Annotated in this window: 13 protein-coding genes; 10 read left to right on the forward strand and 3 right to left on the reverse strand. The window is 42.5% G+C overall.

Going from position 1 to position 14140, the window contains the following annotated elements:
- The first annotated feature begins 67 nt into the window (after positions 1-67).
- The 6 genes from IAE20_RS00100 to IAE20_RS00125 all read left to right on the forward strand — a co-directional run bounded on the left by IAE20_RS00100 (position 68) and on the right by IAE20_RS00125 (position 7681).
- The gene (locus IAE20_RS00100) at positions 68-1174 is read left to right on the forward strand and encodes an efflux RND transporter periplasmic adaptor subunit (RefSeq protein WP_200458919.1); all 1107 of its coding nucleotides are present in this window, start codon (positions 68-70) and stop codon (positions 1172-1174) included.
- Positions 1171-4305: an efflux RND transporter permease subunit gene (locus IAE20_RS00105; protein ID WP_200482795.1), complete on the forward strand. Its 3135-nt coding sequence runs from the start codon at positions 1171-1173 to the stop codon at positions 4303-4305. The genes IAE20_RS00100 and IAE20_RS00105 overlap by 4 nt, the downstream gene beginning before the upstream one ends.
- Positions 4306-4435: 130 nt before the next feature.
- Positions 4436-4813, forward strand: a complete 378-nt coding sequence (locus IAE20_RS00110) for a hypothetical protein (protein ID WP_200458921.1) — start codon at positions 4436-4438, stop codon at positions 4811-4813.
- A gap of 105 nt (positions 4814-4918) precedes the next feature.
- Positions 4919-6034: a molecular chaperone DnaJ gene (gene dnaJ / locus IAE20_RS00115; RefSeq protein ID WP_200458922.1), complete on the forward strand. Its 1116-nt coding sequence runs from the start codon at positions 4919-4921 to the stop codon at positions 6032-6034.
- 125 nt (positions 6035-6159) lie between these two features.
- On the forward strand, positions 6160-6981 hold the full coding sequence (gene dapB / locus IAE20_RS00120) for a 4-hydroxy-tetrahydrodipicolinate reductase (protein ID WP_200458923.1): 822 nt from the start codon (positions 6160-6162) through the stop codon (positions 6979-6981).
- Positions 6982-7027: 46 nt separating this feature from the next.
- Positions 7028-7681, forward strand: a complete 654-nt coding sequence (locus IAE20_RS00125; RefSeq protein WP_200458924.1) for an START domain-containing protein — start codon at positions 7028-7030, stop codon at positions 7679-7681.
- Between the two features lie 55 nt (positions 7682-7736).
- Here IAE20_RS00125 and IAE20_RS00130 read toward each other — a convergent pair whose 3' ends face one another.
- The gene (locus IAE20_RS00130) at positions 7737-8912 is read right to left on the reverse strand and encodes an MFS transporter (RefSeq protein ID WP_200482794.1); all 1176 of its coding nucleotides are present in this window, start codon (positions 8910-8912) and stop codon (positions 7737-7739) included.
- Between the two features lie 10 nt (positions 8913-8922).
- Positions 8923-9726: a 2,5-didehydrogluconate reductase DkgB gene (gene dkgB / locus IAE20_RS00135; RefSeq protein WP_200482793.1), complete on the reverse strand. Its 804-nt coding sequence runs from the start codon at positions 9724-9726 to the stop codon at positions 8923-8925.
- 142 nt (positions 9727-9868) lie between these two features.
- Between dkgB and IAE20_RS00140 the strand changes: the two genes are divergently transcribed.
- Complete coding sequence (locus tag IAE20_RS00140) at positions 9869-10777, forward strand: LysR family transcriptional regulator (RefSeq protein ID WP_200482792.1); 909 nt, start codon at positions 9869-9871, stop codon at positions 10775-10777.
- On the opposite strand, the gene IAE20_RS00145 is transcribed toward IAE20_RS00140, so the two are convergent.
- Complete coding sequence (locus IAE20_RS00145; RefSeq protein ID WP_200482791.1) at positions 10757-11113, reverse strand: hypothetical protein; 357 nt, start codon at positions 11111-11113, stop codon at positions 10757-10759. The genes IAE20_RS00140 and IAE20_RS00145 overlap by 21 nt on opposite strands.
- 90 nt (positions 11114-11203) lie before the next feature.
- Between IAE20_RS00145 and IAE20_RS00150 the strand changes: the two genes are divergently transcribed.
- From IAE20_RS00150 to IAE20_RS00160, 3 genes are all read left to right on the forward strand, one after another.
- Positions 11204-12634, forward strand: coding sequence for a PLP-dependent aminotransferase family protein (locus IAE20_RS00150; RefSeq protein WP_200482790.1), 1431 nt, complete (start codon positions 11204-11206; stop codon positions 12632-12634).
- Positions 12635-12719: 85 nt separating this feature from the next.
- The gene (locus IAE20_RS00155; protein WP_200482789.1) at positions 12720-13244 is read left to right on the forward strand and encodes an RNA polymerase sigma factor; all 525 of its coding nucleotides are present in this window, start codon (positions 12720-12722) and stop codon (positions 13242-13244) included.
- Entirely contained in the window at positions 13237-14130 is an 894-nt protein-coding gene (locus IAE20_RS00160; RefSeq protein WP_200482788.1) for a FecR family protein, read from the forward strand. The genes IAE20_RS00155 and IAE20_RS00160 overlap by 8 nt, the downstream gene beginning before the upstream one ends.
- Positions 14131-14140: the final 10 nt, after the last annotated feature.

A 14140-nucleotide genomic window follows, 5' to 3' on the forward strand; every position in this document is an offset into this window, starting at 1 on the left:
AATAAACAAACTAAGATACTGCTGATATTGTGCCTTAAAAAACAAATTTGAATAAGAGCGAAGGGTTATGACAGCGATAAAACTGACAAGCTTGGGTTTATGGGTGATGTGTCTGGTCACATTGGGTGGATGTAGTAAACAGGCTCCTGAAGTAGAACAAATTCCTTATGTCATGGTGATACAGTCTTCGACTCGCATGAATGAACAAAAAAGCTATGCAGGCGAGGTGCAGGCACGTCAACAAACTGCACTGGCTTTTCGGGTCGGAGGACAGATTACTCAGCGCTATGCAGATGTAGGTGATCGGGTTAAGGTCGGACAGGTATTGGCCCGACTGGATGTAAAAGACGCCCAGTTACAAATGAATGCCGCTAAAGCACAACTGGAAAGTGCACAATCTTCGGCAAAAATTGCTCATGAAGAATTAAAACGTTTTCAACAGCTTTTACCTTTAAATGCGGTCAGTCGTTCCCAATTCGATAGCATTAAAAATCAAAATGATGCGGCGCAGGCCAGTTTACAGCAGGCGCGTTCTAACTATGAAGTTGCCGCTAATCAGACAGGCTATAATCAATTGATTGCCAACAAAAACGGGGTAATTACCCAGCGTGATATTGAAATCGGACAGGTCGTGGCTGCGGGACAAGCCGCCTATCAACTAGCGATTGATGGAGATCGTGAAGTGGTCATTGGTGCACCTGAACAGGCTATTTCTGAAATAAAGGTGGGGCAGCCCGCATGGATCACACTCTGGTCTCAACCTGAACAAAAATATGCAGCTTATGTGCGCGAAATCTCGCCTGCGGCAGATCAGTCCCGCACTTTTAGCGTCAAGGTTGCATTGCGTGAAGCACAACCTTCGATTCAGCTAGGGCAAAGTGCCCGTGTGTTTTTTAATACCACTCAACATGATGTTCTGAGTGTGCCTTTATCCAGTGTTTCTGCCCATGATCAACAAGCTTATGTCTGGGTGGTTAACCCGAATCAAACCCTTCGTAAAGTTGCTGTGACCTTAGGGGCCTACGGACGTGAAAGTGTTCCCATCCTATCAGGTCTAAAAGCAAATGATTACATCGTTGTTGGTGGTGTCCATCTATTGCATGAGCAACAAAAAATTCATCCGATCGATCGGGATAATCGTCCCGTGCAAATTGCATCAGGAGTTAAGCCATGAAGTTTAACTTATCAGAATGGGCACTGAACAATAAAGGTATCATTCTCTATCTGATGTTGCTTTTGGCGATCGTAGGAGGTTTTTCTTACTCAAAACTTTCTCAGAGCGAAGATCCTCCATTTACGTTTAAAGTCATGGTAGTTCAGACCTATTGGCCGGGTGCCACTGCACAGGAAGTATCGTTGCAGGTGACAGATCGGATTGAAAAAGAGCTGATGACCACGGGTCAGTATGAAAAAATCATGGCCTATTCGCGACCTGGTGAGTCAATGGTGACATTTGTTGCTAAGGATTCGCTTAAATCTGATCAGATTCCGGATGTCTGGTATAACGTGCGCAAAAAAGTGGGGGATATCAAACAGCAATTGCCCGCAGGTGTACAAGGGCCATTTTTTAATGATGAATTTGGCGATACCTTTGGCAATATCTATGTACTGACGGGTAAAGACTACGATTATGCAGTACTAAAAGAATATGCAGATCGTTTGCAATTACAACTGCAACGGGTCAAAGATGTCGGCAAAGTAGAATTGGTGGGATTACAAGATCAAAAAATCTGGATCGAACTATCCAACACTAAGGCAGCTCAGCTTGGGATACCTGTCACAGCTATTCAGGATGCATTGCAAAAACAAAACAGTATCAACAGCGCAGGTTTTTTTGAAACAGGGACAGACCGTATTCAGATTCGGGTCACGGGTCAACTCCAAAGTGTGGATGAACTTAAACATATGCCTTTGTTGGTGGGCAATAGAACCATTCAACTGGGGGATGTTGCTGAGATTTATCGTGGCTTTAGCGAACCTGCCCAGCCACGAATGCGGTTTATGGGGGAAAATGGTATCGGCATTGCAGTATCAATGCGCAAGGGTGGCGATATCATTGCACTCGGCAAAAATTTGGAAAGTGAATTTAATCATTTACAAAAAACTTTACCGCTAGGAATGCAGCTTAAAAAAGTATCCGATCAACCTGTTGCCGTGCAGCGCAGTATTCACGAATTTATCAAAGTTTTAACCGAAGCTGTGATTATTGTACTACTGGTCAGTTTTTTCTCGCTGGGTTTTCGTACTGGGTTGGTGGTGGCTTTTTCCATTCCATTGGTGTTGGCGATGACCTTTGCTGGAATGAATCTTTTTGATGTCGGGCTGCATAAAATCTCGCTGGGTGCATTGATTCTTGCCTTAGGACTTTTGGTCGATGACGCTATTATTGCAGTTGAAATGATGGCGATTAAAATGGAACAGGGTTATAGCCGTATCAAGGCCGCAGGCTTTACATGGAAAACAACCGCTTTTCCCATGCTGACTGGAACATTGATTACTGCAGCAGGCTTTTTACCGATTGCTACTGCTAACTCAAGTACAGGTGAATATACCCGTTCGATTTTTCAGGTGGTTACTATTGCTCTGATTGTCTCGTGGTTTGCAGCGGTATTATTTGTACCTTATCTCGGTGAAAAATTACTCCCTGATTTTAGCAAGATACAACAAAATGCACCGTGGTATCAGCGTCTTTGGGCTAGATTACGCCACCAACCTGCACCTCGGCCTGTGTTGCAGCATACGGGTGGAAGCCATGATCCTTATCAAAGCGCTTTTTATCTGCGCTTTCGCAAAATGGTAGAAACTTGTGTTAATTATCGCAAAACTGTGATTATTACGACGGTTTTAATTTTTGTCGGTTCAGTCTTGTTATTTAAACTGGTGCCACAGCAGTTTTTTCCGCCATCGAACCGTGCTGAAATTTTAGTGGACTTAAAATTGGAAGAGGGTGCTTCTCTCACCGCCACTGAACAAGCTGTTAAGAAAGTGGAACAGTTTCTTGTCAAGCAAAAAGGTATTGATAACTATGTGGCTTATGTTGGTACAGGTTCACCACGTTTTTATTTGCCGCTAGACCAGCAACTACCGCAAGCCAGTTTTGCCCAGTTCGTGGTGTTGGCCTCATCATTGGATGATCGTGATGAAATTCGTAAATCTCTCGATACGCAAATTAAAAAACTATTACCAGACGTTAGAACGCGGGTGTCATTGTTAGAAAATGGCCCTCCAGTGGGTTATCCACTACAATATCGAGTTTCTGGAGAAGACATTACTTTAGTCCGTGAGTGGGCACAAAAGGTAGCAAAGATCATTGGGGAAAATCCAAATACAACCAATGTACATCTGGACTGGGGAGAACCAAGTAAGATTATTCAGCTCAATATTGATCAGGATCGTGCCCGTCAAATGGGGATAAGCAGTCAGGATTTGGCGAATTTCTTAAATAGCTCGATTACAGGAGCAGTGATTAACCAATATCGTGAAAAACGTGAATTGATTGAAATTCGTTTGCGTGGCGATCAAAAGGAGCGGGTCGATGTCGCTTCCTTATCCAGTCTTGCTGTTCCAACGAGTCAGGGCAACAGTGTACCTTTGGCTCAAATTGCCAAAATTGAATACAAATTTGAAGATGGTTTGATCTGGCATCGTAATCGTTTGCCTACGATTACCGTTAGAGCCGATATTCGCAGCAATTTACAGCCCGCTACAGTGGTTGATCAACTTTCAGGAAAGATGGAACAACTTCGCGCGCAACTACCGAATGGTTATTTGGTGGAAGTGGGGGGGACGGTCGAAGAGTCTGCCAAAGGACAAAGTTCAGTCAATGCGGGAATGCCATTATTTTTAGCAGTGGTGATGACTTTGTTGATGATTCAATTGAAAAGTATCTCTCGTTCAATGATTGTATTTTTAACCGCGCCACTTGGACTGATCGGGGTTACCTTGTTTTTATTGTTACTCAATAAACCTTTTGGTTTTGTTGCAATGCTAGGTACGATTGCGCTGTCGGGGATGATCATGCGTAACTCCCTGATTCTGATTGATCAGATTGAGCAGGATATTGCAGCAGGGCATGATCCATGGACATCAATTATTGACGCTACAGTGCGCCGTTTTCGTCCGATTTTGTTGACAGCACTGGCAGCAGTTCTAGCCATGATTCCTTTATCACGCAGTATTTTCTTTGGGCCAATGGCTGTAGCGATTATGGGTGGCTTGATTGTAGCGACTTTTCTCACCCTGTTTTTCTTACCAGCACTCTATGCAGCTTGGTTTAAAGTGAAAAGAGCAACAAATTTTTCATAATTTTTTGCGAATAAAAGATGCGAAATATTGAAAAGTTCAATATAGTAGCATCTTATTGTTAAGACAAAAATAACAGCAGCATTTCACCGCATAATATAACGTGAAGACTGTAAGTTGAGGTTGAAAGTACATGGGGCAGGACAATCTAGTACAACATCGTCGTTACATTGCAGCATCTTATGTGTGCATGTTTCTGGGGTTGTTTACGATTCTTTTTGCCGTCATTGCTTATTTCCTTGCCCGTAAGGTTGCTATGGTTGAAGGTGCTGAGGTCTGGATTCATGCGCAGGCTCTCTGGGTGATGCGAAGTATAGTAATGTTTTTGATGTTAGCTATTTTTGCTGCTTTATGGTTTATCCCTTTGTTTTTCTTCGTTTGGAATAGCGCAATTTGGGTTACAGCTTGTACTGTAGCAGGTGTAATTTTTTCAGCAATCGCTTGGTTATATTTATTGAATGCCTGGATTAAAGGTCTTTCAAAATACAGCAAGAATAAAGCTGTTTTCTAGAAATTTCTAAATTTTTTCAGTTTTCCCCCTTGTAAATCCGACTAAAACCCCCAACTTAGTCGCAGGTTAAGTATATTTTAAATTCCGTGAGGAGCATCGCCAAATATGGCTAAACGAGATTATTATGAGGTTTTAGGCGTTTCGAAAACCGCGAGTGATGATGAGATCAAAAAAGCCTATCGTAAGTTGGCGATGAAGTATCATCCAGATCGTAACCCTGATAACGCTGAAGCTGAAGAAAAGTTTAAAGAAGCCTCTGAAGCTTATGAAGTGCTGTCTGACAGTGAAAAGCGCAGTATGTATGACCGTATGGGTCATAATGCCTTTGAAGGTGGCTATGGCGGCGGTAGTGGTGGCTTTGGCGGTTTTAGTGCCGAAGATATTTTTAGCCAGTTTGGCGATATTTTCGGGGGTGCATTTGGTGGTGGCGGTCGTCAGCAACAACGTCAGCGCCGTGGTTCCGACCTACGCTATGTCATGGAATTAACGCTGGAAGAAGCGGTTCGTGGTGTTAAAAAAACGATTACCTTTACCGCACCAGCACCGTGTGATGTCTGTGATGGTAAAGGTTCTAAAAATCCGAACGATGTAGAAACCTGTAAGACGTGTCATGGTACAGGTCAAGTACGTATGCAGCAGGGCTTTTTCTCAGTTCAGCAGACCTGTAGTACCTGCCGTGGCCAAGGTAAAATTATCAAAAATCCTTGTAACAGCTGTCATGGATCGGGTGTAAAAGATCGTCAGCAAACTCTGGAAGTGACCATTCCAGCAGGTGTGGACAATGGTGATCGCGTTCGCTTGAGTGGTAAGGGTGAAGCGGTACGTGATGGACAGGCGGGTGATCTATACGTGGAAGTGGTCGTGCGCGAGCATGAAATCTTCCAGCGTGATGGTGCAGATCTCTATATGGATGTACCTGTTAGCATTGCGGATGCTGCTTTAGGTAAAGAGATTGAAATTCCAACGCTTGAAGGTCGTGTTAGCCTAAAAATTCCAGAAGGTACGCAAACAGGTAAACTGTTCCGTTTACGTGGCAAGGGTGTGCGTCCAGTGCGTAGTAGTATGGTGGGTGATTTGCTCTGCCGTCTCGTGGTAGAAACACCAGTCAATCTTACCAGCCGTCAGCGTGAATTGCTTAAGGAATTACAGGCGACCTTGGAAGGTGATGAACATAGTGCGTCATCCAAGAAAAAATCATTCTTTGATCGTTTGTTTGATTAATTCAATTCGATTGCAAAAAAATCTGTCACTTTGGCAGATTTTTTTATGCTTAAATTTTAGTGAACTGTCAGAGTTTGATATAGTAGATCGCATTGTCAACGCTTTAAATGATTTAGGAACAGATTATGTCAGCATCTCCACGCATTGGTGTATTGGGCGCAGGCGGTCGTATGGGACGCACCCTGATTCAAGCTGTACAACAAGCAGGCTACCAATTAGCTGCGGCAGTCGAACGCCCAGAAAGTAGTTTGGTGGGTAGTGATGCGGGCGAATTGGCGGGGATTGGTAGCATTGGCGTCAAGGTAGCGGGTCATTTGTCAGATATTTTAAAAGATTGTGATGTAGTCATTGATTTTACTGCACCCGTTGCCACCGAACAGCATTTAAAACTGTGTGCTGAAGCTGGGGTCGCTATGGTCATTGGCACTACAGGTTTTTCTGACGAGCAAAAACAGCTTTTAAATGATAGTGCAACCCATACGCCTGTCGTGTATGCAGCCAACTATTCAGTGGGTGTAAACGTTTCAATTAAATTATTAGAGCTTGCAGCCAAAGTATTTGGTGATAGTGTCGACATTGAAATTATTGAAGCGCATCATCGTCACAAAGTAGATGCACCATCAGGAACTGCATTAATGATGGGTGAAGCCATTGCAGATACATTGGGACGTGATTTGAAGCAAGATGCCGTGTATTGTCGTGAGGGTCATACAGGGCCGCGTGAGCGTCAAAGCATTGGTTTTCAAACCATCCGCGGTGGAGATATCGTGGGTGAACATACAGCCATGTTTATTGGCGAAGGTGAGCGGGTTGAAATTACCCATAAAGCCACTAGCCGTATGAACTTTGCTACAGGTGCGGTACGTGCTGCAGCATGGGTGGTCGGGCGTGAAGCGCGTAAATACGATATGAAAGATGTATTGGGATTTAATGACATTCAGGTGTAATTGCAATAGTAATCACACCAAAAAATAAAATTGATTTGAGAATAAAATGAATAATAAATCATGGATATTAGTATGTACCTTGGGCTTTAATAGCCTGATGGTGCATGCTGCACCAGCAACAGATGCTAAACTGAGTTTAGAGAAAAATAACATTAAGGTCTGGACGTATCAGACTGAAAATAACCCGATCATCCAATACAAGGCGGAAACGACTTTTGATGCTCCTCTTGATCAAGCTGTCGGGTTGATTTTGAATGTAGAGCATGCACCAAAGTGGGTGCCCTATGTGAGCGAAACTAAAGTATTGTCACGCGATGATAAAAAGGGAGAGTTTATTCTGTACATGGTATTGGATTTTCCTTTTCCCCTTAAAGATCGTGATGTAGTCATTAAAGGGAAAATGTCCAAAGCCAATAACGGAATCATTAGTATTAAAAATAATGCTATTACGGGTTATTACCCTGCACAAAAAGAGCGGCTTCGTTTAAATAAATATGAAGGGGACTGGACGTTCCAAAAACTTGGAACCAATAAGGTTAAAGTTACAACCTCCGGTTATGCTGATCCAGCGGGTTCAATTCCCTTGAGTTTCGTTAATATGTTTGTACAACAGCAGCCTTATCAGATGTTGATGAAAATGAAAATGGAACTACAAAAACCGGTAAATTCATCAATGAAATTACCGGAAATTTTAAAATAACTCTGAAATGTTCTTGAAAAGTATTGCTTAATAAGCGCCCGAAGGCGCTTGTTGATTAACTACAATATTGCTGCTTGCTAGGTACTGAACGGCTGAAACGTATTTGCAGCAATACCAGTAAAAGACCTAATCCCGCCAAGCCTGCGCCAGCAAAAGATACCGCCGCATAGCCGAGATGAAGACTAAGTACCAGTCCCCCCACCGCAGCGCCAACCGCATTACCCAGATTAAAAGCACCGACATTAATGGAAGAAGCAAGACCTGGTGCTTGGTGTGCAATTTTCATGACGCGCATTTGAACAGGAGGAATCAGTCCAAAGGTGGCAATACCCCAGATTACCAGCGCAATAGCAGCACCTAGATGACTTTGTGCTAGCCAAGGAAACGCCAACATAATAAAAATTAATAAAGATAGAAATCCGATAAGAGTTTTATTGAGGGAAAGATCAGCAAATTTTCCACCAAAATGATTTCCAATTGAAAATCCGATGCCGATCAGCACCAGCATAAGCGTGATAAACATCGGTGAGGCTTGAGTAAAAGCATTTAAGCTCGGTGCAATGTAGGTATACAATGTAAACATAGCACTGGCACCCAATACTGTGGTCATGAGTGCCATGATTACAGGTATACGAGATAATACTTTGACTTCCGCTTTAATGTCTGTGCTTTGTCCAGGCGAACTAGGGGGTAACGCTTGATAGAGTGACCACATGGTTAGCAAGCCCAAGGCTGAAATCGCAAAGAAAGACATGCGCCAGCCAATTGTTTGACCCAGCCAAGTAGCCAAAGGTACACCGCCAATATTCGCAATCGTGAGTCCCATAAACATGCTGGCAACGGCACTGGCTTGCTTATGTACAGGCACTAGACTGGCGGCTACGACAGAGCCAATTCCAAAAAATGCACCATGATTCAGACTGGTGATCAGTCGTGCAGCCATTAGACTCCAATAATTTGGTGCGATGGCAGCCAAAATATTGCCTATTGTAAAGAGAGTCATAAGCAGGATCAGGGCCTTGCGTCGTGAAAAATGGCCGAACCATAGCGTCATGATAGGGGCGCCTAGCATCACGCCTAAAGCATAACCTGTAATCAGCATACCTGCGGTAGGGATACTGATATTGAGATCATGTGCAATATTGGGCAGTAATCCCATCGGCGAAAATTCTGTAGTACCTATCGCAAAGGCACCAATTGCTAAAGCCAGTAATGGGAAATTAATTTTCATAGACTTACTTTTAATCCCATTCAGGCGCGAGTTCGATAGGATTAATTTCCCGCCCATTACGATCCAATGTTGCAATTAGTTGCATTTCATCCTCTTTCAGTTGAATCTCTTGGGCTTTTAAATTACTGATTAGGTGTTCACGTTTGGTTGAGGAGGGAATCACGGCATAACCATTTTGTAATGCCCATGCCAGTGCAATTTGAGCTGTCGAAGCCTGATGCCGCGAAGCAATGTCCTGAAGGACTGGATCTTGTAGCACTTTGCCATACGCAAGTGTCATATAGGATGTGATATTAATGTGCTGTGCTTTTAAAAAATCAACCAGCTTTCTATTCTGTAAATACGGACTGAGTTCAATCTGGTTGGTCGCAATATGAGATTGCCCAATGCTGTCGATAGCAGTTTGTGTGAGAGCGATATTAAAGTTTGAGATCCCGATATGTTGGGTTAGACCTTGCTGTTGGGCGTGTAAAAGTAAGCCCATGACCTCAGCAATATCGATGCCTTTTTGCGGTGCAGGCCAATGTACCAGCGTTAAATTGACTGCATCGGTGCGCAATTTTTGTAGACTTTGCTTCAAGCTTGGAATCAGTTGTTTTGGATTAAGATGATCGACCCAGATTTTGGTGGTAAGAAAAAGTTGATCACGTGCTATACCACTTTCATGAATTGCCTGACCAACTTCAGCTTCATTTTCATAAATTTGTGCAGTATCAATCGCCCGATAACCGACATCCAGTGCGGTTTTAACAGCATCGATGACCACTTGGTCTTTTAAACGGAATGTACCTAAGCCGAATTTTGGAATCATCATAGCATCACCTTAATATTGATTTGACCCTATAGAAGGACATATTTATTTATCAATTGCTGATCATTGTGATCCGATTATTGTTGTGGAAAAATAGATGAATCAGCAAAATATCTTTGATTATTTGTCATGAATGGCACGACTAATGAAATCTACCATTGAAGAACTGATTGCGTTTATTAGCATTGTCGACACAGGCTCGATTGTGGCTGCGGCAGAGCAACTCCAGCAAACCCCCTCGGGTTTAAGTCGATCTTTAAATCGACTAGAAAAAAAACTTGAAGTCACTTTGCTAGAACGTACCACTCGTAAGTTAAAATTAACTCAGGAAGGCCGTTTATTTTTAGATAAAGCGCGTTCTATTTTGGCGGAACTTGCAGAGGCAGAAGATGCGTTATTGAAATCTGACAGTGACATTTCTGGACTGATTCGGATCGATTCGGCAACACCTTTTGTCCTGCATGTGCTTGCCCCTTTGATGCAGAAATTTATGCAGCTTTATCCCAAAATTGAGATCGAACTCAATAGTCATGATCAGGTGATTGATTTATTACAGCATAAAACTGATGTTGCCATTCGTTTTGGCGCATTACATGATTCGAGTTTGCATGCCAAACTTGTCTGTAAAAGCCGTTTATATATCGTGGCAAGTCCAGACTATCTGAAACGGGCTGGCACACCTATTCATCCAGAAGAACTTTTTCAACATCAATTGGTTGGGTTCAGTAAGCCCGTCTATTTAAATACCTGGCCGTTAAAAATTGGGGATAAATATATTACAGTTCATCCCCAAATCAAGGCATCTAGTGGTGAAACGGTGAGGCAATTGACCATCCGTGGTCATGGTATTGCACGGTTATCCGAATATGAAATCTGGCAGGATTTATTGGCAGGGCGTTTGGTGGCTTTATTTGAAGATCAGATTGAAATCCAGTTGCAGCATGTTCATGCAGTGTATTATCAACAAAAACACTTACCTAAGCGGGTACGTTTGTTCATCGAATTTTTAGCAGATGAACTGAGCCAGCAATTTTCAACGGCAATGGCCCCATAAGTTTTGTTCAGGTAACTGAAATTCCATTAAAGGCTGCTGTGATTTTAAACGCAGCTGAAAAGTCGTCTTATTTTGCAGACACTCAAAATTGAATGCCTGATTTTTCAATGTACTGATCATCATTCCATTTTCGCTAATAGGACGATAGGTATATCGAATCTGTTGCGGACGCTGCATATCAACTGACCATAATTTATATTCAGTATGCTGCTGTATTTTCAGATAGCCCTGAATCATGCTACGACAGATAAAATCCTGTTGCTGTTTTTCTGGATGTAAGGGCTGACAGGCGCTGATCAGCAAACCTATACTTGCGATAAAGCATAAATTTTTCATGGGCTTATCTCATTGTGATTGCTTTTTAGAGAATAATTCGATTGTATAGACCATTACAGATACAGATTTTTATAAAAAAGCAGTACAGATATGCAATTTCACTACCAGCGGTTAGCCCAGCAGATTGCTCATAAAATTTATCAGCAACAGTTATTGCCCCAGCAAAAGTTAAATTCATTACGTGATTTTGCTTTTCAGCATCAGATCAGTATTAGCACAGCCCAACGATGTTATGAATTGCTGGAAGCGCAAGGTTTAATCGAAGTTAAAGCTAAATCAGGTTACTTTGTAAAAGCAGTCCCTCTAAGTAGTCGTTTACCCACCAGTCCAGATTTTGAATCTAGACCACGGGTAGTCACAAATCTATTGCTACAAAATCAGATTCAGGAAGCTTCTATCCAGCCTCATTTGATTCCGTTTGGAGCGATTCAACTTAGTCCTGAACTCATTCCCGTCGAACCCTTACGTCGTTCCATTCAACGAGCGTTAAAGCACTGTAAGCCCGAAGATTTTTTATATTGTAATCGGCAAGGACATTTGCATTTACGTGAGGCACTGGCTGCACATTGGCGTGAAGATGGGATGTATATCGCCCCTGAAGATATTTTTGTTACGAATGGTTGTATGCCTGCATTGGCGCTTTTAATTCAGCAATTAAGCCAACAAGGTGAAAGTATTTTAATTCCCACTCCAACGTTTAATGGACAATTACAACTAATTGCAGGTTTAAAACGACGTATTATTGAAACACCTGCGGATGCTAGGGGAATTGATCTAATTCGATTAGAACAAGCTATGATAGAGCATCGTCCAAAATTATGCTTACTCACGGCTAACTTTCAAAATCCTTTGGGATATTGTCTGAGTGATGCAGATAAACAAAAAATTGCTCAATTGGCAGCACAGTATCACTGTATTATTTTAGAAGACGATATTTACGCCGAATGTAGTTATCGTGGCCAACGACCATTACCCATCAAATATTGGGATGAACAGGGTTATGTGGTTTGGGTCGGGTCTGTGTCGAAATCATTATCTACTGCTTATCGTGTAGGCTGGTTTTGTATCGGGGCGCAGTTAAAGTCGATTTATCCTGAATTGTTTTCTGCCAATGTCAGTGTGAATACGCCACTACAATTGGGTTTGGCAGACTTTATTTATAGTCGTGAATATCGTAATCATTTAAACCGCTTACACCCTCAATTAATGCAACAAGTTGAGCAATATCGTCGATTTATTTTAAAGGCATTTGCACCGTTGAATATCGGTTTGAGTCAACCTCAGGGTGGGTATGCCTTATGGCTGGAACTTCCTCAAGTGGTCGATAGTTTAGCTTTGTATCTGGCCGCTCAAAAAAATCAGATCAATATTGTTCCGGGTGTGGTATTTGGGGAAGATGGGCGTTATCAACATTTTGTACGTCTCAATGCAGGACATGGCTTAACGCCGCAATTACAAGAAGCCATTCAATTTCTGGCAAATTGGGTGAAACAATATTTGGCTACCACTGAATTTGCTTAAATAACGACCAAACCCCATGTGCAGATTGAGTATTGAGATGCAATTGAATATAATTCTCATTTAATTTATTGCTGAAAAATGTGCAATGCGTGTTCATCATCTTATTGAAGTATTGGTTGCTGAAAATGATCGATTAGTCGATTACATTAGCTATCGATTTGGTGACCGTCAGTTTGCTCAGGAGGTGGTACAGGAAACCAGCCTGCGTGTGTTGCAACAGGCGCATACGCTAGAAGAAGTTCATCTACCGCTGGCTTTTTTAAAAAAGATGAGTATGCATGTTGCGATTGATTTTTACCGCAAAGAGCAAACCAGAAAAAAAATTATAGATACGGATGTCACTCTGACAGAAATAGAGCAGCCTTTAACATCTGAGTTGACTTCGCCTGAACTGGCAGTGGCTAAAACTCAGCGGGAGCAGATCATTCTCAAGGCAATTTATCAATTGCCACCGTGTTGTCAGGATATTTTTATTCTGGCGCAGCTTTATCATTTCTCACAACAACAGATTTCCAATCAATTGAATATCTCAAGAGGGATGGTGGCTCGTCATTTAGCGCGTGCTTACCGAGATTTACTACCGGTTTTATTGGCTGAATCACATGGTTGATTCCTATAAGTCCAAAAAAACGAATTCAACCGAGCAGAATCAGCAACGTGTGCAACGCGCTCTGGCGCCGTTTGAAGATAGCCTGATTGAACAGTTGCCCACGGCAGAACAAATTATTCATCGCGCATTGGCACGACAAAAACAAAAACGACAGCATAAGCATTTGTTGTTGCTGGCAGGTTTGGGCAGTGTGCTGGGAGTGCTATGGCTGAATCCTTCCTATGATCAGAAAGTTTTCTCGACTGGTATTGGTGAGCAAAAACAGTTTGAGTTGACGGATGGTAGCCGTATTCAATTGAATACTCAGACACAACTAATCCTCACCACTCATCTGCGTTCGCGTGAGCTTAAATTGCTACAGGGAGAAGCAAGTTTTACGGTCAAACATACGGCATGGCACAGTGTGGCCCCGTGGCTGAAACGATCATTTGTGGTTTGGGCAAAGGACGTTAAGATTGAAGATATTGGGACAGTATTTAATGTGCGCTGTGAACCGAATGGAACTGATTTACAGATTAGTGTCAGTGAGGGACAGGTCCGGATATCGAGCGCGCAACAAAACATAGACCTGTATCAGGGTCAAAGCCTGTATCGTCAGCATGATCAATGGTTCAAGCCAACACATACAAATATTGAGCAATTAACCAGCTGGCAAACGGGTTCCTACCAGTTTATGGATCAGCCTCTAGTAGAGGTGATTGATGAATTAAATCGCTATGGCAATTTATCGGTAGAGTTTCGTGATCGCCATGTTGAACAACTGCGAATTACAGGTGAAGTTAAATTAAAACACCGCGAACAATTTATGCAGGATTTAGAAAAATTTGCCCCTGTAAATGTGACAGTACGGGATCAGGGTGGGTTTGTGATCGCGTCACGTCAATAAAAATTTTCTC

Source organism: Acinetobacter sp. S54, assembly GCF_016624945.1.
Lineage (GTDB): Bacteria > Pseudomonadota > Gammaproteobacteria > Pseudomonadales > Moraxellaceae > Acinetobacter.

Excerpts from the sequence above, each read along its gene's own strand:
- IAE20_RS00145 (WP_200482791.1), bottom strand. The coding sequence starts at position 11,113 with ATGAAAAATTTATGCTTTATCGCAAGTATAGGTTTGCTGATCAGCGCC.
- IAE20_RS00150 (WP_200482790.1), top strand. The coding sequence starts at position 11,204 with ATGCAATTTCACTACCAGCGGTTAGCCCAGCAGATTGCTCATAAAATT.
- dnaJ (WP_200458922.1), top strand. The coding sequence starts at position 4,919 with ATGGCTAAACGAGATTATTATGAGGTTTTAGGCGTTTCGAAAACCGCG.
- IAE20_RS00110 (WP_200458921.1), top strand. The coding sequence starts at position 4,436 with ATGGGGCAGGACAATCTAGTACAACATCGTCGTTACATTGCAGCATCT.
- IAE20_RS00125 (WP_200458924.1), top strand. The coding sequence starts at position 7,028 with ATGAATAATAAATCATGGATATTAGTATGTACCTTGGGCTTTAATAGC.
- IAE20_RS00140 (WP_200482792.1), top strand. The coding sequence starts at position 9,869 with ATGAAATCTACCATTGAAGAACTGATTGCGTTTATTAGCATTGTCGAC.
- IAE20_RS00160 (WP_200482788.1), top strand. The coding sequence starts at position 13,237 with ATGGTTGATTCCTATAAGTCCAAAAAAACGAATTCAACCGAGCAGAAT.
- IAE20_RS00155 (WP_200482789.1), top strand. The coding sequence starts at position 12,720 with ATGCGTGTTCATCATCTTATTGAAGTATTGGTTGCTGAAAATGATCGA.
- IAE20_RS00105 (WP_200482795.1), top strand. The coding sequence starts at position 1,171 with ATGAAGTTTAACTTATCAGAATGGGCACTGAACAATAAAGGTATCATT.
- dapB (WP_200458923.1), top strand. The coding sequence starts at position 6,160 with ATGTCAGCATCTCCACGCATTGGTGTATTGGGCGCAGGCGGTCGTATG.
- IAE20_RS00130 (WP_200482794.1), bottom strand. The coding sequence starts at position 8,912 with ATGAAAATTAATTTCCCATTACTGGCTTTAGCAATTGGTGCCTTTGCG.
- dkgB (WP_200482793.1), bottom strand. The coding sequence starts at position 9,726 with ATGATGATTCCAAAATTCGGCTTAGGTACATTCCGTTTAAAAGACCAA.
- IAE20_RS00100 (WP_200458919.1), top strand. The coding sequence starts at position 68 with ATGACAGCGATAAAACTGACAAGCTTGGGTTTATGGGTGATGTGTCTG.